The sequence below is a fragment of the Micromonospora sp. NPDC047620 genome, from assembly GCF_043205005.1.
In the GTDB taxonomy this organism is placed as follows: domain Bacteria; phylum Actinomycetota; class Actinomycetes; order Mycobacteriales; family Micromonosporaceae; genus Micromonospora.
In genome coordinates this window covers 1-19,488 of sequence record NZ_JBIDDG010000051.1, presented here as the reverse complement: position 1 = coordinate 19,488, position 19,488 = coordinate 1, and the positions used below count along the sequence as shown (strand labels likewise).

The following is a 19,488-nucleotide window of genomic DNA, read 5'->3' as shown; positions in this document are numbered from 1 at the left end:
CACCCGGCGAGGGGGCGACCGGCGCAGGCCGGGCCGCCCCCTCCGTCGATCGGGCGAACCTCAGTGCGCGCCGGACATGCCGGCCGCCGCCTCCTCCTGGGCGCGCCGCTCCTCACCGCTGAGCGTGTGCAGCGGCTTCTCCCGGATGAACAGCACGACCACCACGGCGAGCAGCGCGAACGGGGCGCCGATCAGGAACAGCTCGGCGGTGGCGGTCCCGTACACGTCCTGGATGACCCGCAGCACCGGCGCGGGCAGGGTGGACAGGTCGGGTACCTCGGCGGAGCCCTCCCCCGCGGCGCCGCCGGCCAGCGGGCCGAGCTTCTCGGCGGTCAGCGAGGCGACCCGGTTGGCCATGACCGCGCCGAGCGCGCTGACCCCGATCGCGCCGCCCATGCTGCGGAAGAAGGTCAGCACGGAGGTGGCGGCGCCCAGTTCCTGCGCGGGCACGTCGTTCTGCGCGGCGAGCACCAGGTTCTGCATCAGCATGCCGACCCCGACGCCGAGCACCGCCATGTAGACGCCGAGCAGCAGCCCGCTGGTGTGCGCGTCGATGGTGGCCAGCAGCAGCATGCCGACCGACATCACCACCGCGCCGGCGACCAGGTAGCGCTTCCACCGGCCGGTCTTGGTGATCAGCTGGCCGGCGATCGTCGACGAGACCAGCAGGCCGAAGATCATCGGCAGGCTCATCAGCCCCGCCACCGTCGGCGACTTGCCCAGCGAGATCTGGAAGTACTGGGACAGGAACACCGTGCCGCCGAACATCGCCACGCCGACAAGCACGCTGGCGATGGTGGTCAACGAGACCGTCCGGTTGCGGAAGATGCCCAGCGGCACGATCGGCTCCTCCGCGCGGGCCTCCACCGCGACGGCCAGCGCCAGCAGGGCGATCCCGCCGCCGACCATCAGGGCGGTCCAGCCGGACGCCCAGGCGAAGGAGTTGCCGGCCAGGGACGACCAGATCAGCAGGGTGGAGACCCCGGAGGTGATGAGCAGCGCCCCGAGCCAGTCGATCCGCACCTTGCGGCGGGTCACCGGCAGGTGCAGGGTGCGCTGGAGCAGGAAGATCGAGAGCAGGGTGAACGGCACGCCGATCAGGAAGCACCACCGCCAGCCGAGCCAGGAGGTGTCGACCAGCACGCCGCCGATGAGCGGGCCGGCGATGGTGCCGACGCCGAACACGGCGCCGAAGATGCCGGCGTAGCGGCCCAGTTCGCGGGGCGGGATCATCGCCGCCATCACGATGGTGGCCAGGGCGGTCATGCCACCCGCGCCGACCCCCTGCACGATGCGGCTGATCAGCAGCACCTCGACGTTCGGCGTCAACCCGGCGATCAGCGAGCCGACCACGAAGAGGCCGAGGGAGAGCTGGATGAGCAGCTTCTTGCTGTAGAGGTCGGCCATCTTGCCCCACAGCGGCACGGTCGCCGTCATGGCCAGCAGCTCGGTGGTGACGATCCACGTGTAGACGGTCTGGGAGCCGTCCAGGTCGGCGATGATGCGCGGCAGCGCGTTCGCCACGACCGTGGAGGCGAGGATCGACACGAACATGCCGACCATCAGGCCGGAGAGTGCCTGGAGCACCTCTCGGCGGGACATGCGGCCGGCGCTGACCTCGGGGGTCTCGGCGGGCACGGTGGCGGTCATTGACGCTTCCTCACGGGTGCGGGTTCACGGGCCGTCCGGGGACCGTTCCCCGGAAGGAGGCTTGCAGGGTCAGGACGGTTCGGGCTGCGGCAGGCCGGCGGCGAGCGCGGCGAACGCCTCGTCGACGAGGTCGGCCAGGTCCGGTCCGTCGGGGTGTGCGGCCCACCGGGTCATCGCGGTACGCACCGCCGCGCCGGCCACGGCGGTGACGAGCGCCAGGTAGCCGTGGTCGGGGTCGACCCCGACCCGCGCCGCGACGACCTCGGCGATGGCCCGCTCGGTCTCGACGTTGCCGGCGACCAGGCGGGGCAGCAACACCGGGTTGCGCGTCACCACCTCCATCCGCAGGCACCACAGCTCGCGCTCGGTGCGCACCTCGTCGACCACGTCGGCGAGCGCGGCCCGCAGCGCGGCCAGCACCGGCACCTCCGGCGGCACGGCCGCCAGGCGCGCGACCAGCCGCGCCGCGTCGCCCGCGTGGTCGCCGACCAGCGCGTCGTCCTTGCAGGCGAAGTAGTTGAAGAAGGTACGCGGGGAGACGCCGGCCGCCTCGCTGATCTCCTCCACCGTCACCTGGGCCAGGCCGCGCTCGGCCACCAGGCGGAGCGCCGCCTCGGTCAGCGCGGCCCGGGTCCGGCGCTTCCTGCGGTCGCGCCGGCCGGGGCCGGGTTCGGTCTCGGCGGTGTGCACGCGGGAACGCTACAAGCGATCTTGCACTGTGTGCAAGAAATTATCCCCGACGTGACGCGGACCATTGGCCGACCGGCGGGTCACCGGGCGCAGTCGGGCCTCCGGGGCATCGGGCAACCTGCGAGAACACCGACCGGCGGCCGGTCACCCAAAATCCAGTCATGACTGTCACTGAGCAAGGAGCCGCCGCCGTCGCCCCCCGGGCGACACCGGCCGGGCGGGGACGGATCGTGCTGGGCGCCACGGCCGCCGGCGTGCTGCTGTCGGTGCTGTGGTCCTACGAATTCGTCGACCACGTCATCGGCGACTCGGTGGCCAACGCGATGCTCGGCCGCGACGCCAAGGCGACCGCGATCGGGGGCACCCTGGCCGGTCTCGTCTTCGCCTTCGTCTCCGGTCTGGCCGGCACGTTCACCGCCTGCAACATCGCCATGGCGGCGTCCATCGGCCCGATGAGCCAGGCCGGTGCGGGCGGGGCGACGAGGACCGGGCTGCGCAGCCTGGTCCGGCCGGTGGGCTGGCTCACGGCCGGCATGGTCGCCGTCGCCGCGGTCTACGGCTTCGTCGGCGTACTGGTCGGCGACGGCTTGCCGCAGCTGTCCACGGCCACGGTCGGCGGTCTCCCGGTACGCCTGGTCCAGTCCATGGTCGTGTTCGGGCTGATCGGGCTGGCCTTCGTCTACCTGGGCCTGGCCGCGCTCGGGGTGCTGCGGGACCCGTTCGCGCACCGGCCGGCGGCCCGGGTCGTGGTGCTCGGCGCCCTCGTCGGCGGCTTCCTGATCGGCCGGCCGTACCCCCTGTTCAACAAGCTCTTCCAATGGGCCGTCGATTCCGGCAACCCGCTCTACGGCGCCGGCGCGTTCGTCCTGCAGTCCATCGGCAACGTGGCCGTCGTGACGGCGCTGTTCGCCCTGATCGTGGTGCTCACCCGCGGTCGCTTCGTGAGCTGGCTGGCGGCGAGCCCATCCCGGACCGCCGCGCTGACCGGCGGGATGCTGATCGCGCTGGGCGTGTTCATGGTCGTCTACTGGGACGTCCGGCTACCGGCGATGTTCGACTACGGATGGTTCCCGACCATGCCGTACAACAGCAGGTGAGCGATGCCGGGCGGGCCGGCCGGCGCCGGACCCGCGGCGGCGGCCGGTCGCCGCGATCACGCCGCCGCCCGCGCAACGGTGCCGCCGGCCGTGGCCGGCGGCACCGTCGTCGGTGTCCCCGCGCCGGCCCGCCCCCGACCCGGGCCGGCCGCCGGCGCGCCGCACCCGGCCGCCGGCGCGCCGCCGGGGTGCGGCGGGTGACGCCCGGCCGGTGCGGCGCCGCGCTACCCGCGCGGCACGTAGGCCGGCAGCACGCCGCCGGCCAGCGCCTGCGCCACGGTCTGGGCGGTGGCGTCGCGGGGCGACAGCCGACGCGGCCCCTCCGGCCAGGCGATCCCGAGCTCCGCGTCGAGGGGGTTGACGGTGCGTTCGGCCGCCGGGTCGTACGGCGACGAGCAGAGGTACACGACGGTGGCCGGCTCGGTCAGCGCGCAGAACGCGTGACCGAGCCCGGCGTCGAGGTGGACGGCGCGGCGGTCGACGTCGTCCAGGCGCACCCCCTCCCACCGGCCGAAGGTCGGCGAGCCCACCCGCAGGTCCACCACGACGTCGAGCACCGCCCCGGAGACGCAGGTGATGTACTTGTCCTGGCCGGGTGGCACGTCCACCAGATGGATGCCTCGGATCACCCCCCGTGCCGAGACGGAGACGTTGGACTGCGCCACGCTGAACGGTCGTCCGACCGCCTCCGTGAAGCGGCCCGCCTGGTACCACTCCAGGAACAGGCCCCGGTCGTCGTGGTGCTGCTCCGGGGTTACCAGCCACGAACCCTCGATCGTCAACGCCCGGATGTCCACCACTGTCCTCCTCGCCTCTCGCGGAACTCGCGGGCCGGTCACGGCCGGCCGTCGAGCCAGCGAATCGGAAAACCGGCTCGGCGTCCACCGGCAGGCCGGGACACCGATCCATCGTGGACGACGGGGCCGACGGCGCGGGCGTGGCGATGACGCGCCGGAGGCGGCGATGAGCCCGACGCCACGACTGCTCGTGACCGGCGCGGGCGGGTTGCTGGGCCGCGAGTTGGGCGAGGTCCTCGCCGGCGGCCGGCACACCACCCTCGACCGGGCCATGCTCGACATCACCGACGCCGCCGCGGTCCGGCACGCGGTGCCCGGCCACGACGTCGTCGTCAACGCCGCCGCCTGGACCGACGTCGACGGGGCCGAGTCGGACGAGGCCGGTGCGACCGCGGTGAACGGCGCCGGCCCGGCCAACCTGGCCCGGGCGTGTGCGCGCAGCGGGGCGCTCCTGATCCACCTGTCCAGCGACTACGTCTTCTCCGGCGAGACCACCGTGCCGTGGCCGGAGGACGCTCCGCCGGCCCCGCTGAACGCGTACGGCCGCAGCAAGCTCGCCGGCGAACGGGCCGTGCGCGGCCTGCTGCCCGACGGGGGCTACGTGGTCCGCACCGGGTGGCTGTACGGCCGCCACGGCCCCAACTTCGTCCGCGCGGTGCTGCGCCGGGCCGCCGAGACGGAGTTCGTGGACGTCGTGGACGACCAGCACGGCCAGCCCACCTGGGCGCGCGCGCTCGCCGGCCGGCTGGTCACGCTGGCCGGGCTGGCCGCCGCCGGGCGGGCGCCGGCCGGGATCTACCACGGCACGGCGGCCGGCCGGACCACCTGGTACGGCTTCGCCCGGACGGTCTTCGCGCTGCACGGGCTCGACCCGGACCGCGTACGCCCGACGGGCAGCGGGACGCTCGCCGCCCGGCCCGCCCGGCCCGCCCGGCGGCCACGGATCTCCGTCCTCGGGCACGACGGGTGGGCGCGGGCCGGCCTCGGCCCGCTGCCGCCGTGGCGACGGATGATCGAGGCGGCCGTGGCCGAGGAGCGGGGCCGGGCCGAGCCGGCCGGCGGAGACCCCACGCGACGGAGGTCGGCATGAACGCGACGAGGATCCTCGTCACCGGCGGCGCCGGCTTCATCGGGTCGCACTACGTCCGCACCCTGCTGCGGCCGGCGGGACCGGGCGGCGTCCGGATCACGGTGCTGGACAAGTTGACGTACGCGGGCAACCTCGCCAACCTGCGCCCCGTCGCCGGCCACCCGGCCTACCGCTTCGTCCGCGGCGACATCTGCGACAGCCACCTGGTGGACCGGCTGGTGGCGGAGCACGACCAGGTCGTGCACTTCGCCGCCGAGTCCCACGTGGACCGTTCCATCGCCGACGGCGGTGACTTCGTCCGCACCAACACGCTCGGCACCTACACGCTGCTGGAGGCGGTCCGGCGACGGCACGGCGACCGCGCGGTCTTCGTGCACGTCTCCACCGACGAGGTGTACGGGTCGATCGAGCACGGCACGTGGCCGGAGACGGACCCGGTCCTGCCGAGTTCGCCGTACGCCGCCGCGAAGGCCGCCAGCGACCTGCTCGCCCTGGCCTTCGTCCGGACGCACGGGCTCGACGTGCGGGTGACGCGCTGCGCCAACAACTACGGCCCGCACCAGCACCCGGAGAAGTTGGTGCCGCTGGCTATCACGAACCTGCTCGACGGCGGGGACGTCCCGCTCTACGGCGACGGGCTGCACGTGCGCGACTGGCTGCACGTCGACGACCACGTCCGGGCGCTGGAGCTGGTGCGGACGCGGGGCCGGGCCGGGGAGGTCTACAACGTCGGCGGGGGCACCCAGCTGACCAACCGGGAGATGGCCGATCGCCTGCTGGCGGCCTGCGGCGTCGGCCCCGACCGGATCCGCTACGTCGAGGACCGCAAGGGGCACGACCGGCGCTACGCGGTCGACTGGAGCAAGATCAGATGCGAGCTCGGGTACGCGCCGCGCAAGGACCTCGACGGCGGGCTCGGCGAGACGGTCGCCTGGTACCGCGCGAACCGCGCCTGGTGGGAGCCGCTGCGGCGCCGCCCGGTGTTGCGCAAGCTGGGAGACCGCCCGGGACGGACGGCGGGTTAGCCTGGCTGTCCTCGATCGACACCGGACGGGAGGTCCGCGATGGTGTCCGTCGCCTGTCACGGTGGAGCCCCGCCGGAGGGCCCCCGGGTCGCCGGAGCCGGCGGGAGCGCCGAGGTGCCCGAGGTCGACCCGCGGCATCTGTCCTGGTGGACCGGCACCGATCCGGACGGGCGGACGGGCCCGCGGCGTCGCGCACCCGCCGGACGGGCGCCGGCCACCGGCGCGGACTTCTGGCGGTGGTGGGGCGACCCCCACGGTGCCGACGCGGACGCCGACCCGGCGGCGACCGACGTCGGACCGGGTGGGCCCGGGCTCATGCCGTAGCCGCGCGGGGTCGCGCCGGGTACGAGCACGGTGGTCGGCCACGACCACGGGCGAACTCACTCACCGTCGCCACGGGCTCGCCCGTACGCGCCGGATGTGGTATTTTTCGCCGAACTGAGGGGAGCCGTCCCCCGCGGCCCGTCAGTACGACTCTGGGATAGCACGCAGCTGCGACGAACGCGATGTCCACATGCGCCCATCGAGGAGACACCGTGCCGGTGCCCTGTCGGGACCGTGCTCTGCCTGGTTCCCCGTTGCCGACCGGCACCACCGCGCGCGTCCGTACGACCGCCGCGGCGATCTGATCCCCCTCGTTGAGATGACCTTCGGCGAGTTGGATGCGCTCCCCCTCACCGCCCTGGTGACACGGCCCGTCACGGAGCAGTTCCCCGACCTGCGGCCGGACGCCGCGCGGTTCGACGCTCCCGCCGGCACCCTGGTGCACCACGCGGTCCGCGACGTGATGACCCGCTATCCCGCGCGGGCCGGCGCGGACGTCGCGCACCCGCGGTCCCGCACGGTGCTCGACTGGGCGGCCGGCCGGTTCCGTACGCTGATCGGGGCACCGGGCGGCACGGTGTCGTTCGGCGCCGACATGACGAGCCTGACCGAGGGGTTCGTCCGGTCCGTGGTGCCCGCACTCCGCCCCGGTGACGAGGTGATGTGCACGGCTCTCGACCACGCCGCGAACGTGGACCCGTGGCGCGAGTCCGCCCGGCGGCAGGGTGCCGTCGTCCGGGTGGCGGACCTGTCGCCGAGCGGCGAGCTGACCGTCGACGCGGTCACCGAGCAGCTCAGCCCGCGTACCCGGTGGGTCGCGGTCACCGCCGGCTCCAACGTCCTCGGCAGCGCGCCGGACATCCCGGCGATCTGTGCGGCCGCGCGGTCCACCGGCGCGCGGATCTTCGTGGACGGGGTGCAGGCGCCGGCGCACCGGTTCGTGGACGTCGCCGCGTGGGGCTGCGACGCCTTCGTCACCTCCGCCGACAAGTGGTACGGCCCCCGGTGCGGGGTGCTGTGGAACCGCGACGGGCGGCCCCGGTCGGTGGTCGCCCGGACCACCGACCGGCCGGGGGCGGCGCGCGGGCCGGGCATCGAGGCGGTCCTCGCCGCGGGGGTGGCGGCCGAGGTGCTGCTCCGCTGGGACCGCTCCGCCGTGTTCCGGCACGGCGAACGCCTCGCCAACCTGTTGGCCCGCGGCCTGCGGATGATCGACGGGGTGCGCGTCCTCGGCCGTCCGGACGGCAGGTCCCCGATACCGATCGTGTCCTTCCAGGTCGTCGGCCGGTCCGCCGCCGAGGTGGCGGCGATCCTCGCCGTCGAGGGGATCACCGTGGGGCACGGCGCCTTCGGCGCGGAGCGGGCGCTGCGGGCCGTGTCGCCCGACGCGCCCGAGTCCCTGCGCGCGGGGGTGGCGCGCTACACGACGCGGGACGACGTGCGGGCGCTGCTCGGGGGCGTCGCGGCGATCGCCTCCCCCCGGGCCTGACCCCGCCGGCCGGCTGCGGCACCGGCGTGGCCGGCGGGGCCCGGCCGCGCCTGTCTCACAGCTTGCGGAGTTCCCCTCCGGCGGCGCGCGGACGTCGTGCCGGCCGAGCCGACCGTGCCACGATCGGGCAGCCGGCCACGGCGAGCGGGCTGGCGGGGGCGGGGAGGCGCCGGTGGACGTACCGGGGGCGTCGACGTCCGGGCCGCTGGTCCTCGACGGCGGGCTGGGCACCGAGTTGCAACGGCACGGCCGGTCCGTGTCCGCCCCGTGGTGGACGGCGCGCTGCCTGCTGGACGCCGAGGGCCGGCGCCTCGTCTCCCGCATCCACGGCGCGTACGTGGCGGCGGGAGCGGACGTGCTCACCGCCGACACGTTCCGCACCACCCTGCGGACGGCGTACCGGGCCGGGACGGACGAGGCCACGGCCGCCGGTCTGGTCCGTACCGCCGTGGCGCTGGCCCGCCGGGCGGCCGACCCGGCGGTGGCCGGCCGGCGGGTGCTCGTCGCCGCCTCCGTCGCTCCGGTCGAGGACTGCTACCGGCCGGACCTGGTGCCCGGCGCTGCGGTGCTGCGGCGGGAGCACGGCTGGCTGGCCGACCGGCTCGCCCGCGCCGGCGTCGACCTGGCGCTGGTCGAGACCATGAACACCGTCCGGGAGGCGGTCGCCGCCACCCGGGCGGTACGCGAGCACGGCCTGCCGGCCTGGGTGAGCTTCGTCTGCACCGGCGACGCCCGCCTGCTGTCCGGTGAGGACGTCGCCGCGGCGGCCGAGGCGGTACGGGCGGCCGGCGCGGCGGCGGTCCTGGTCAACTGCACCGACCCGGCGGGCACCGACCGGGCGTTGCGACGGCTCCGCGCCGCGGGGCCGGGCCTGCTCGGCGCGTACCCGAACGTGGAGGACCGCAGCGGGGTGCCGCCGGCCACCCCGGTCGACCGCTATCTCCCGCCCCGCCTGACGCCCGACGCCTTCGCCGACCTCTGGGCGGCCTGGCGCCCGGTCGGGCTGGGTGTCGTCGGCGGTTGCTGCGGCACCACCCCGGCGCACATCGCCGCGCTGCGGTCCCGCCTGGCGCCGCGCCTGGGCTGACCGCGCGGGCTCAGGCGGGCAGGCCGGCGGCAGTTACGCCCAGCTCCGCCAGCTCGGTCGTCACCCGCTCGCGCAGCGCCGCGCGCTCCGTCGCGCGCAGCAGCGCGGCGTCGACCCCGATCAGCGTCATGGCGGCGAGTTCGGCCACGGTGAAACCGTGCCACTCGACGGCGAGCCGGTGCTCGGCGAGCAGGTCGGTGTGGAACATGCTGGGATCGTCGGTGTTGAGGGTGAGCCGCACCCCGGCGTCCCACAACCGGCGCAGCGGGTGCGCCCCCGGCTCGGAGACCACGCCCGTACGCAGGTTGCTGGTGGGGCAGACCTCGAGGACCACGCCCCGGTCCCGCAGCGCGGCCACCAGCCGCGGGTCCTCGACCGCCCGGATGCCGTGCCCGATGCGCGGCGGGCGGAACGGCAGGCAGTCCCAGACGCCCTCGGGCCCCACCGCCTCGCCCGCGTGCGGCACGAACGGCATCCCCCACGCCGCCGCCCACCGGACGGCCTCCCCGAACAGCGACGCCGGGCGCCGCGGCTCGAACCCGCCGAGGCCGAGCGCCACCACCCCCCGGCCGGCGCCGGCCACCGCCCACTCGGCGACCTGCTGGCATTCCTCCGGCGGCCCGCCCCGGACGTGGTCGACGACGAAGCGCATGGTGACGCCGGTGCGGCGGCGGGCCTGCTCGGCGCCCCGGGCCACGGCGTCGAGCTGCTCGTCGAACGGGATGCCCGCCCCCCGCCGGTGCGTGCCGGGGCTGAACGTCACCTCCAGGTGGCGGACGTTCTGCCGGTGCGCCTCGTCGGCGAGTTCCTCGGTGATCAGTTCGAGGTCGGCCGGGTCGCGCAGCGCCGCGCAGCACTGTTCGTACAGATCTGTGAAGTGGCGGAAGTCGCGGAAGCGGAAGAGTTCCACCACCGCCGCCTCGTCGAGCCGACCGAGGTCGAGGCCGTGCCGGCGGGCGATCCGGAGCAGGGTGCCGGGCCGCACCGACCCTTCGAGGTGCACGTGCAGCTCGACCTTGGGCAGGCGGGCAAGGACGTCGGTGAGGTCCTGCCCGGCCGGTACGGCGGTCGTCACCGGGCCGATTCTATGCAGGTCGCGGATGGACAAAATGGGGTGTACCGGCGTCGCGGGAATTTCCGCCGGCAGGAGGGCAATCTGGAAGAGGCAGTCATGTACTATGTCTAAGTAAAGAAGCGCGGCCGGGTCCGCGCTGCGGCATCGAGGAGCGCCGTGAAAGAGCAACGGGACCGTCGGACGTACGGCCAGCAGTGCGGGCTGGCCTTCGCACTGGACGTGGTGGGTGAACGCTGGACGCTGCTCATCATCCGCGAGCTGCTGGTCCGGCCTCGCCGCTACCGCGACCTGCTGGACGCCCTGCCGGGCATCGGCACCAACCTGCTCGCCGACCGGCTGGCCTTCCTGACCGAGGCCGGCATCATCGAGCCGCTGGACGCCGAACGGCGCACCGCGGGCTACGCGCTCACCGAGCTGGGCGAGAAGCTGCGGGAGCCGGTCCTGGTGCTGGCCCGGTTCGGGCTGACGCTGCTCGCCGAGCAGCCCGTCCGCACGGGCGCCTCGGTCACCCGGGCCTCCTGGGCCGTGCTCGCCATCGAGTCCATGGTCGACCCGGCCCGGGCCCTCGCCGACGAGGTCTACGAGTTCGACATCGAGGGCGAGGTGTTCCACGTCCGCGTCGCCGACGGCGAGGCCCGCACGGTGCAGGGGACGGCCGGCGCGGACGCCACGCTGCGGGTCGCCACCGACGCCCGGACCTTCTTCGATCTCGGCAGCGGCGCGATCGAGCCGGTCGAGGCCGTGGTCAGCGGAGCGGTCTCCGTCACCGGTCCGCCGGCGGCACTCCCCCGCTGCCTCTACCTGCTCGGCCTCGGCGGCCGGCCGGCCGGCGAGCGGGCGCTCTCCGCGGCGGGCGCCGGCCGGCGCTGACGCTCGCCGCCGCCCGACGCGCGGCGGCTCAGCTCGACGTGCGCGGGCCCGGACGGCCCGCCGTCCACCGCGGCCGGTGGCTCCGCGAGGGCGACCTGGAAACCGAGCCGGCCCCGGAGGGCGTGCCGGCTGCTGATCGCCATCAACAGGTCGGCCAGCGACTCCAGCGCCGGCGCCCGGTCGATGCCGCCGACGTCCACCGGGGCGAACCCGAGCCGGCGCAGCAACGCGCTCACCTCCGCCTTGGCCGGCGGATGGTCGCCGGCCAGGGGCACGGTGACCGGGCGCCCGTCGAGGACGGGCTCGTCGAGCATGCCGGCCGGCACGGTGTTGAGCGCCTTGACGACGCGCCACTGCGGCAACAGTTCCGCTAGCAACCGCCCCCCGGATCCCGGGGGAGCGGGCGGGGCGACACCAGCCTGCGGCGGGTTCGTCGCATCGATGACCGTACGCCCTCTTCCGTCGTCGAGCCGGCCGGCCAGGGCCAGCTCCACGGCGGCGGCGAACGGCAGCATCAGGACGACCAGGTCGGCCCCGGCGACGACGGCGCCCGTCGGGACGGACCGGATTCCGGGGTACGGGGCGAAGGAGTCGGGCGGTCGTACCGGGTCGCCGCGACCGGCGATCAGCACCGGTCCCCCGTGCGCCGCAAGTGCCCTGGCCAGGGCCGATCCCATCCGACCGCGCCCGATGATGCCGACGATCATGGGCGGGGCCGCGTCGCGAGGTGGGGGTACGAACCGTGGGGTGCGATCGTCCGCATCTCTCCGCTCCGGGTCGTGGTCGAGAGCTGCCCGGCCTGGGCCGGACACGATTCGATCGGGTGCCGCCGGTTGCCGCAGCCAAGTTTCCGGCACCGTTCTTGACGGCCACTTGACGCCGGGATGACGCCGGGCCGGCTACCCAGTGCGACAGCTCCGCCTCTTTAAGTATGGAAGTTCTTCACTTAAAGTGGGGGAGCACTGAGCACAGCGCCACGACAGCTGGGGGACGTGTGAACCGGACCGAGATCGAACTCCGAATTCAGATCCTCGGTCCCGTCCGAGCGACGATTCGCGGCAGGGAGGTCGACCTCGGCCCCCCGAAGCAGCGGGCGGCTCTCGCCCTGCTGGCCCTGCGGGCCGGACGACATGTGCCGCTGGACGACCTGATCGCCGCACTCTGGGCGGGACAGCCACCGACGAGGGCCGCCAACCTGGTCCACACCTACGTCGCGCGATTGCGCCACGCGGTCGAGCCCGACACGCCTCGACGACAGCGGACCAACGTCATCGTGTCGGTGCCCGGCGGGTACCGGTTGACCGTCGCCGACGACCAGCTCGACCTGCAGGTGTTCCGCGCCGGCGTCCGGCGGGCGTCGGCGCTGCGGGACAGCGGCGAGCTGGAGAGCGCGTTCGCCCGGTACGGCGAGAGCGTCGACCAGTGGCAGGATCCCCAGATCGGCGACCTGTCCGTGCTGCTGGCCGAGCAGGACGACATCGGCCCGCTGCGGCAGGAGTTCCTGGCCGCCGCGCTCGACTACGTCGCGCTCGGCCTCGAGCTACGCCGGCCGGACGCGGTCCTGCCGCTGGCCGAGCGGCTGGCCCAGGCGGAGCCGCTCAACGAGCGGGTGCAGGCCCGGGTGCTCCAGGCGCTCACCCACATCGGCCAGCGCGCGTGGGCCATCGAGCGGTACGCCGACGTACGCACGAGACTCAAGCTCGACCTGGGCGTGGACCCGGGCCCCGAGCTCACGGCGGCCTATCGGGAGGTGCTGGACGCCCGGCCCGGCGTCCACCAACCACCGTGGCGGGGGCCGGCACCGGTGGTGGACGAGCTGATCGGGCGGGCGGCGGACCTCTCGGCGGTCTGCGACCTGCTGCGCGAGTACCGCCTGGTGAGCCTGACCGGGGCGGCCGGCGTCGGCAAGACGGCCCTCGGCCTGGCGGCGGCGGAGGAGCTGCGGGAGCGGTTCGCCGACGGCGTGGCGGTTGCCGACCTGGCGAACGTCCGCACCAGCCCGGACCTGACCCGGGCGGTCGAGGTCGCCGTCGACGAGCCACCGACCCGGGGCGCCGGCCGCTGCGACCCGCTGGTGCACCGGCTGCACGACCGGAAGCTGCTGCTCGTGCTCGACAACGCCGAACTGGTCACCGACGAGGCCGCCGACCTGGCGGACGACGTGCTGCGCAACTGCCCGCAGATCACCATCCTGCTGACCTCGCGGGAGCTGCTCGGGCTGCCCTACGAGGCGGTGTACCCGGTGCGGCCGCTGGGCGTGGACGCGGAGCCGGGCCATCTGGCCGCGCAGCCCGCCCTGCAGTTGTTCGCCCGGCGGGCGGCACAGGTGCGGCCGGGCTTCCGGCTCACCGAGTCCAACGTCGAGGCGGTGGCGTCGGTCTGCCGGGCCCTCGACGGGCTGCCGCTGGCCATCGAGCTCGCCGCGGCCTGCCTGCGGACGCAGCGCCTGGAGGCGCTGGTCGACGGGCTCGACGACCCGCTTCGCCGGATCCAGCCACCCCGCCGCGGCGTGCCCAGTCACCACCGCTCGCTGCACGCCGCGGTGCACCGCAGCATCGAGCTGCTGGATCCGGCCGAGCAACGCTGCTTCACCGCACTCGGCGCGATGCCGGCCGCGTTCTGCCTGGAGGCGGCGGCCGTCGCCGACAAGGCGATCGCCGGCGAGCCGCGTACGGTGCAGATGCTGCTGGAGCGGCTGGTGGACAAGTCGGTCCTGGAGGTCCGGCACAGCTCGTCGGGCCGGCGTTACCGGATGCTGGGCACGGTGCACGCCCTGGCCCGGCAGCTCCTGCACGAGCACGGCGTGGACGGCGAACCCCCCGCAGTCGGCTGCACCTGCGGCTGCCACACGGGGCGCTGAGGCAGGGGACAAGCGTCAATTTCTGCTATATGATTCTCCAGTAGATCAGCCGGTCGACGGGGCGGGAGATCGCACATGGACCAGCGCCACCTGCTCATGCACCAGGCGATGCTCGGTGACCGACGCCGCGTCGAGGCGTACGACCGGGCGCTGGCCGCGGCGGTCGACGAGGACACGGTGGTGGCCGACGTCGGCGCCGGCACCCTGGCGCTCACCGCGCTGGCCCTGCGGCACGGCGCCGCCCACGTCTACGCCGTCGAGGCCGATCCCCAGGTCGCCGCCGTCGCCGACCGGATCATCAAGGCCAACGACTGGGACGACAGGGTGACCCTGGTCGTCGGGGACGCGCGCCTCGCCCGGCTGCCGCGCCAGGTCGACGTGACCGTCTGCGAGCTGATGGGCAACCTCGGGCCCGAGGAGGACATGGCCCGCATCCTGCGCACGTTCAACCGCCGCAACCTGCGGCCCGGCGGCGTCGTCGTGCCCGAGCGGGTGGTCACCCGGCTCGCCGCCGTGCAGTTCGACGACGAGGGCTGGGGCATCTGGAGCGACGACTTCCTCGGCATGCGGCTGGACGTGGTCCAGGAGCTGGTCGAGCCGTCGGCGCACCTGCACTTCCTCAGCCGCGAGCCGGTCCTGCTCGGCGAGCCGGCCGTCCTCGTGGACACCGGCCGCGGCGACACCGGCCTGCGCGCCGCCCGGCCGCTGGCCCTGCCGCTGGAGCGGGACGGCACGCTGCACGCCGTGCTCGGATACTTCACCGCCACGCTGGCGCCGGGCATCGAACTGTCCAACATGCCCTCCTACCTCGGCTGCAACTGGGCGGTCTTCGTCTGGCCGCTCCGGCACACGCGGGTCGCCGCGGGCGACACCGTGCACGTGCGCCCCCGACGTCCGGAGGGTCCCGCCGCTCGGGACGTGACCCGGTGGCGCCTCGACTGTCACCTCGACCGGGCGGACAAGCGATGATCATCTACACCGCGGCGTCGGTGCACGACCTCTCCATCGACGCCGACCAGCTCGCCGGCCTCACCTGGTCCGGCCACGCACTCTGGTACGCCGACCAGGGCCGCGGGCAGGTCACCTGCCTCGACCCGCGCACCGGGGCCCCCGGGCACACGCTGTCCTGCCCCGGCCTGGTCGCCGGGCTCACCTCGCTCGGCGGGGCCCTGCTATACGCCACCGACGGGGCGCTGCGGCTCTGCGACACGCAGACCGGCGACATCCTGCGGGACGTGCCGAGCCCGCGGCCGGGCGTGCCGATCTGCGGGATGGAGGCGGGCAAGGACGGCATCTGGCTGGGCTGGTCCGACGCGCTGGAGCTCCGGCACGCCTCGGACCTGCGGCTCCTGGCCACCGTGCCCGCCCCGCTCGGCGTCACCGGGGTGACGGTGACGGACCGGTACGTCGCCCACACCGACCGGCTCGGCGAGGCGATCACCGTCTTCGACCTGCGCGCCGGGCGGAACGTGCTGCAGATCCACGTCGACGGCCGACCCACCAGCCTGACCTGGGACGGCCTGCGCCTGTGGTACGGCGACGCCGCCAACCTGCGCCTGCGGGCGCTGGACGTGCCGGGGCTGTCCGCGACGACCGCCTGACCCGGCCTGCTGACCCCTCGGCAGAAAGGCGCACGATGGTTCCGTCCAAGTTCATCTTCGGCCTCTCCCCCCTCGGTTCGGCGGCCCTGCGCGGCGCCCCGCCCTCCGGATCCCGCCGTCCACCGCTCGCACCCGGTGGGGCGGGGTTGGGCGCACGCGCGGTCGTCATCGGTTCGGTGGCGACCGCGTCGCTCGCGGCGGGGCTCGCCGCGGCCGCCGGCACGGCGCTCCGGCACGGCCGGCCGGCCGGCCGCCGCCGCTTCGCCCGGGAGGTCGCGCGGACGGTCGCCCGGCTCGGACCGACGTTCATCAAGGCCGCGCAGGTGCTGGGCACCCGCCGTGACGTCGTGCCGGCGCTGCTCTGCGACGAGCTGTCCATGTTGCAGGACGACGTGCCGCCGATGGACGCCGCGCAGAGCCGGGCCGCGCTGCGCGAGGTGTACGGGGACCGGCTGGACACTGTCTTCGCCTCGGTCGAGGAGACGCCGGTGGCCAGCGGCAGCATCGCCTGTGTCTACCGGGCGACGCTGCCGGACGGGGCCACCGTCGCGGTGAAGCTGCGCCGGCCCGGAATCGGTCCCCGGATGGCCGCCGACCTCGGCCTGCTGCGCCGGGGCGCCTCGGTGGTCGCCCGGCTGCCGATGTTCCGCGGCGTGCCGGTCCGCGAGGTGGTGGACAGCCTCTGCGAGTCGGTACTGGGCCAGCTCGACCTCGGCCGCGAGGGACGCGACCTCGACCGGCTGCGGGAGGACCTGGGCGCGGTCCCGCGGGTACGCGTGCCCCGGGTGCACACCGCGGCGAGCCGGCCGGCGGCCATCGTGATGGACTTCATCCCCGACCTGGCCGTCGACACCGGTGCCCGGTGCCCCCGCCCGATGCGCCGGACGTTCGCGGCGTCGACGCTGACCGTGGTCTACCAGATGCTGTTCATCAACGGCTTCGTCCACTGCGACCTGCATCCCGGCAACCTCTACTTCACCCGCAGCGGGCAGGTGGTGGTGCTCGACGCGGGCTTCAGCGTCCAACTGTCGGACAAGATGCGCGGGCTCTTCGCGGACTTCTTCCTCAACATGTCGATCGGGCGTGGCGACCGCTGCGCCGCGATCGTGCTGGAGAGCGCGATCGGCGTCGCCGACGACGCGGACGTGCCGGCCTTCACCGAGGGCGTGAAGGAGCTGGTGGCCCGCAGCTACCGCCTGTCGGCCAAGGAGTTCAGCCTGATCGCCTTCGCCGGCGAGCTGTTCGACCTGCAACGCCGGTACGGGGTGGCCGCGTCGCCGGAGCTGGTCTTCCCGCTGCTGTCGCTGCTCGTCGTGGAGGGCACGGTGCGGTCGCTCGACCCCGACATCGACTTCCAGGAGACCGCGAAGCCGGTGCTCAACCGGGCGCTGTTCGGCATCCGCTGACGACCGGCGGTCCCACAGCCGGGCAGCTCGACAGGGCCCACATCACCCGACCGCCCACCCGTCGAAGCAGCCTCGGCCCGGGCCGGCTACCCCGCCGACGGCGGACCGGGCCGAGGGCGGCGCACGCCCACCGGTGCCGGACGTGCCGCGGGCCGGTCGCATCCGCGACCGGCCCGCGACGTTGCCGGGCGTGGTCAGCCCGGCCCGACGGCCCCTACCACCGGGCTGCCCCGGCGGCCACACCGTCGGCCCGGGCCCGCGGCCAGTCCGCCACGAGCAGGGGCACGAGCCGCAGGTCGGCGGTGGCCAGCCGGTCGAAGCGACGCCACAGCGTCGCCGCCTCGCCCGGGTCCGTGGCCCGCAGCGCCTCCCTGGCCACCTCGGCCGGGTCGCCGGCGCGGCCGTCGGACGGCCACATCCGGTGCACCAGGTCGCGGCCGGCGTCGCCGGCCCAGGCCGGCACCCACTCGTGCAACACGACGTCGACGCCCGGCCCGCCGGAGGGGGCCAGCGGGACCGGCGCGAGGGTGATGCCGTACCGCGCCAACACCGCGACCAGCGCGGCGGCCACGGCGCCCAGCCGCGAGCCGGCGGGAACGCCCAGGGTCAGCCGGGTCCCCTCCCCCAGCCCGGCGGCGTCGAGCAGACGCCTCGCCCGCTCCGGATCACCGGCGTCGGGTGCGTCGTCGGCGCCGCGTTCCGCCGCCGGATGCCCGGGTTGCAGGACGCCGTGCTGGGTGGCGGCGCCGTCGGCGCCGGCCGCGCAGGCCGCCTCGGCGAGGGCCGCACGGTCGAGCGCCCAGGACAGCGCATGCCGTACGGCGTGGGGCTCGGCCGCCCCGCCGGTGCCCGCGGCGAGGTAGTAGCTGCACCCCGTACCGGCGAACCGGGCCGCCGGCGACGGCACCGACCAGGACAGCACCCCGAAGCCCGACGCCGGGTCGACCGGCTGGCCGTCCGCCGCCGCGACGACCTCGATGCGCCGCGCGGTGCGCCGCCGTACCGGGTCGGTGCCCGGATCCCACCGGGGGTTGGGCTCCAGGACGAGGTCGCCGCCCGGGGACAGCCGCTTGGCGATGCGGTACGGCCCGGCGGAGGGCGTGCACCGGTACAGCTCGGGGCTCTCGGGCACGTAGTAGTCGTACTCCCGGGGGGCCGCCGCGGTGAATCCCGTGGCGAGCAGGTCGACGAGGTCGTTGGCCGGCGCGGTGAGCCGCAGGACGACGGTGTCCCCCTCGGCACGCAGCCCCGGGATCCGGGTGAACTGCTGGAACTGGGCGAAGGCGGGGGCGTGCGCCTCCCAGTGCCCCAGCGCCTCGTCGTACGCCCGGTAGTAGTCCGCCATGCCCTCGATGATCTCGCCGAGGTACGGGCGCATCGCGCGGGCGAGGGGGTGGGCGGTGCGCTTGAGGCCCCGGACGACGTCGCCGGCGGTCAGCTCCCGGGCGGCCTGGGCGTCCCAGCGGATGCCGTCCCGGAGCCGGATGCGCCAGGTGCGCCCGTCCGCGCTGATTCCTCCGTTGTCGACCGTGGGCAGTTCCACGGCGGCGTCCGCCACCGGCCGGACAGCCGGGTCCGTGCCGGTGGGGTACGCGAACAGCTGCCGGGTGAGCAGCCGGAGGATCTGTCCGGTCCCGATGCAGCCCGGGGCCGGTTCGTCGGGCAGCCCGCCGTCGACGGGGCCCAGGAAGCGGAGGGTGTCCGTCCCGGTGGGCGTGTCGGTGACGCGCTCCTGCTCGCGTACGCCGGTCATGCCGTCACCGCCCCGGCGTCGGGGACCGGCCCTGTCGCCGGCTTGTCGCCGCCCCGGAACACCAGCTTGGACTTGGCGGTGTTGTTCGGGTCGCCTTCGCAGTCGATGACGACGATCTGGCCGGGGGTCAGTTCGTTGAACAGGATCCGCTCGGACAGGTTGTCCTCGATATCACGCTGGATCGTGCGGCGCAGCGGCCGCGCGCCCAGGACCGGGTCGAAGCCCTTCTTCGCCAGGTACTTCTTGGCGTTGTCGGTCAGCTCCAGACCCATGTCCTTGTTCCGCAGCTGCGTCTCGATCCGCGCGATCATGATGTCCACGATCGACAGGATCTCGTTCTCGCGCAGCTGGTGGAACACGATCGTGTCATCGATCCGGTTCAGGAACTCCGGCCGGAAGTGCTGCTTCAGCTCGTCGTTGACCTTCTGCTTCATCCGGTCGTAGTTCGACTCCGAGTCCTCCGACGCCTGGAAGCCCAGCGACACCGCCTTCGCCACGTCCCGCGTCCCGAGGTTGGTGGTCAGGATGATGACCGTGTTCTTGAAGTCCACGATCCGACCCTGACCGTCGGTCAGCCGACCGTCCTCCAGGATCTGCAGCAGCGTGTTGAACACGTCCGGGTGGGCCTTCTCGATCTCGTCGAACAGCACCACCGAGAACGGCCGACGCCGCAC

General features: G+C 74.5%; 17 protein-coding genes. 10 read left to right on the top strand and 7 right to left on the bottom strand.

Features of this window, described 5'->3' with window-relative positions:
• Positions 1–60 precede the first annotated feature (60 nt).
• Positions 61–1,650, bottom strand: coding sequence for an MDR family MFS transporter (locus ACGF5C_RS33110; RefSeq protein ID WP_393308087.1), 1,590 nt, complete (start codon positions 1,648–1,650; stop codon positions 61–63).
• Between the two features lie 69 nt (positions 1,651–1,719).
• Complete coding sequence (locus tag ACGF5C_RS33105; protein ID WP_393308085.1) at positions 1,720–2,340, bottom strand: TetR family transcriptional regulator; 621 nt, start codon at positions 2,338–2,340, stop codon at positions 1,720–1,722.
• Positions 2,341–2,501: 161 nt separating this feature from the next.
• Here ACGF5C_RS33105 and ACGF5C_RS33100 point away from each other — a divergent pair, with 161 nt between their 5' ends.
• Positions 2,502–3,437: a hypothetical protein gene (locus tag ACGF5C_RS33100; protein WP_357704467.1), complete on the top strand. Its 936-nt coding sequence runs from the start codon at positions 2,502–2,504 to the stop codon at positions 3,435–3,437.
• Positions 3,438–3,661: 224 nt separating this feature from the next.
• On the opposite strand, the gene ACGF5C_RS33095 is transcribed toward ACGF5C_RS33100, so the two are convergent.
• The gene (locus tag ACGF5C_RS33095) at positions 3,662–4,234 is read right to left on the bottom strand and encodes a dTDP-4-dehydrorhamnose 3,5-epimerase family protein (protein WP_393308083.1); all 573 of its coding nucleotides are present in this window, start codon (positions 4,232–4,234) and stop codon (positions 3,662–3,664) included.
• A 166-nt stretch (positions 4,235–4,400) separates the two neighbouring features.
• Between ACGF5C_RS33095 and rfbD the strand changes: the two genes are divergently transcribed.
• The 4 genes from rfbD to ACGF5C_RS33075 all read left to right on the top strand — a co-directional run bounded on the left by rfbD (position 4,401) and on the right by ACGF5C_RS33075 (position 9,249).
• Entirely contained in the window at positions 4,401–5,324 is a 924-nt protein-coding gene (gene rfbD / locus ACGF5C_RS33090) for a dTDP-4-dehydrorhamnose reductase (protein WP_393308081.1), read from the top strand.
• Entirely contained in the window at positions 5,321–6,349 is a 1,029-nt protein-coding gene (gene rfbB, locus ACGF5C_RS33085) for a dTDP-glucose 4,6-dehydratase (protein WP_393308080.1), read from the top strand. The genes rfbD and rfbB overlap by 4 nt, the downstream gene beginning before the upstream one ends.
• 643 nt (positions 6,350–6,992) lie before the next feature.
• A complete protein-coding gene (locus tag ACGF5C_RS33080) occupies positions 6,993–8,162 on the top strand; it encodes an aminotransferase class V-fold PLP-dependent enzyme (protein ID WP_393308078.1) in 1,170 nt (389 codons plus the stop codon).
• A 172-nt stretch (positions 8,163–8,334) separates the two neighbouring features.
• Positions 8,335–9,249, top strand: coding sequence for a homocysteine S-methyltransferase family protein (locus ACGF5C_RS33075; protein WP_393308076.1), 915 nt, complete (start codon positions 8,335–8,337; stop codon positions 9,247–9,249).
• 10 nt (positions 9,250–9,259) lie between these two features.
• Here ACGF5C_RS33075 and add read toward each other — a convergent pair whose 3' ends face one another.
• A complete protein-coding gene (gene add / locus ACGF5C_RS33070; RefSeq protein WP_393308074.1) occupies positions 9,260–10,324 on the bottom strand; it encodes an adenosine deaminase in 1,065 nt (354 codons plus the stop codon).
• 156 nt (positions 10,325–10,480) lie between these two features.
• Between add and ACGF5C_RS33065 the strand changes: the two genes are divergently transcribed.
• Positions 10,481–11,194: a winged helix-turn-helix transcriptional regulator gene (locus ACGF5C_RS33065; protein ID WP_393270838.1), complete on the top strand. Its 714-nt coding sequence runs from the start codon at positions 10,481–10,483 to the stop codon at positions 11,192–11,194.
• Here the strand turns inward: ACGF5C_RS33065 and ACGF5C_RS33060 are convergent.
• A complete protein-coding gene (locus ACGF5C_RS33060) occupies positions 11,122–11,901 on the bottom strand; it encodes an NADPH-dependent F420 reductase (protein WP_393308072.1) in 780 nt (259 codons plus the stop codon). The two genes, ACGF5C_RS33065 and ACGF5C_RS33060, sit on opposite strands and share 73 nt — an antisense overlap.
• 287 nt (positions 11,902–12,188) lie before the next feature.
• Between ACGF5C_RS33060 and ACGF5C_RS33055 the strand changes: the two genes are divergently transcribed.
• The 4 genes from ACGF5C_RS33055 (at position 12,189) to ACGF5C_RS33040 (ending at position 17,061) form a co-directional block, all read left to right on the top strand.
• Complete coding sequence (locus tag ACGF5C_RS33055) at positions 12,189–14,054, top strand: BTAD domain-containing putative transcriptional regulator (RefSeq protein WP_393308070.1); 1,866 nt, start codon at positions 12,189–12,191, stop codon at positions 14,052–14,054.
• A 75-nt stretch (positions 14,055–14,129) separates the two neighbouring features.
• Complete coding sequence (locus ACGF5C_RS33050; protein ID WP_357464251.1) at positions 14,130–15,023, top strand: methyltransferase domain-containing protein; 894 nt, start codon at positions 14,130–14,132, stop codon at positions 15,021–15,023.
• Positions 15,020–15,655, top strand: coding sequence for a hypothetical protein (locus ACGF5C_RS33045; protein ID WP_393308068.1), 636 nt, complete (start codon positions 15,020–15,022; stop codon positions 15,653–15,655). Before ACGF5C_RS33050 ends, ACGF5C_RS33045 begins: the two co-directional genes overlap by 4 nt.
• A 35-nt stretch (positions 15,656–15,690) precedes the next feature.
• Positions 15,691–17,061: an ABC1 kinase family protein gene (locus tag ACGF5C_RS33040; protein ID WP_393308066.1), complete on the top strand. Its 1,371-nt coding sequence runs from the start codon at positions 15,691–15,693 to the stop codon at positions 17,059–17,061.
• 214 nt (positions 17,062–17,275) lie between these two features.
• Here the strand turns inward: ACGF5C_RS33040 and ACGF5C_RS33035 are convergent, their stop codons facing one another.
• Together ACGF5C_RS33035 and ACGF5C_RS33030 are read right to left on the bottom strand one after the other, a co-directional pair.
• Entirely contained in the window at positions 17,276–18,814 is a 1,539-nt protein-coding gene (locus ACGF5C_RS33035; protein WP_393308064.1) for an ABC transporter substrate-binding protein, read from the bottom strand.
• A partial coding sequence (locus ACGF5C_RS33030; protein ID WP_393308062.1) for an AAA family ATPase occupies positions 18,811–19,488 on the bottom strand: 678 nt, incomplete at its 5' end. The genes ACGF5C_RS33030 and ACGF5C_RS33035, both read right to left, overlap by 4 nt.

What these genes read in the sequence shown, in the direction of transcription:
- ACGF5C_RS33110 (WP_393308087.1), bottom strand. Translation starts at nt 1,650, where the DNA reads ATGACCGCCACCGTGCCCGCCGAGACCCCCGAGGTCAGCGCCGGCCGC.
- ACGF5C_RS33100 (WP_357704467.1), top strand. Translation starts at nt 2,502, where the DNA reads ATGACTGTCACTGAGCAAGGAGCCGCCGCCGTCGCCCCCCGGGCGACA.
- rfbD (WP_393308081.1), top strand. Translation starts at nt 4,401, where the DNA reads ATGAGCCCGACGCCACGACTGCTCGTGACCGGCGCGGGCGGGTTGCTG.
- rfbB (WP_393308080.1), top strand. Translation starts at nt 5,321, where the DNA reads ATGAACGCGACGAGGATCCTCGTCACCGGCGGCGCCGGCTTCATCGGG.
- ACGF5C_RS33080 (WP_393308078.1), top strand. Translation starts at nt 6,993, where the DNA reads ATGACCTTCGGCGAGTTGGATGCGCTCCCCCTCACCGCCCTGGTGACA.
- ACGF5C_RS33060 (WP_393308072.1), bottom strand. Translation starts at nt 11,901, where the DNA reads ATGATCGTCGGCATCATCGGGCGCGGTCGGATGGGATCGGCCCTGGCC.
- ACGF5C_RS33050 (WP_357464251.1), top strand. Translation starts at nt 14,130, where the DNA reads ATGGACCAGCGCCACCTGCTCATGCACCAGGCGATGCTCGGTGACCGA.
- ACGF5C_RS33045 (WP_393308068.1), top strand. Translation starts at nt 15,020, where the DNA reads ATGATCATCTACACCGCGGCGTCGGTGCACGACCTCTCCATCGACGCC.
- ACGF5C_RS33040 (WP_393308066.1), top strand. Translation starts at nt 15,691, where the DNA reads ATGGTTCCGTCCAAGTTCATCTTCGGCCTCTCCCCCCTCGGTTCGGCG.
- ACGF5C_RS33035 (WP_393308064.1), bottom strand. Translation starts at nt 18,814, where the DNA reads ATGACCGGCGTACGCGAGCAGGAGCGCGTCACCGACACGCCCACCGGG.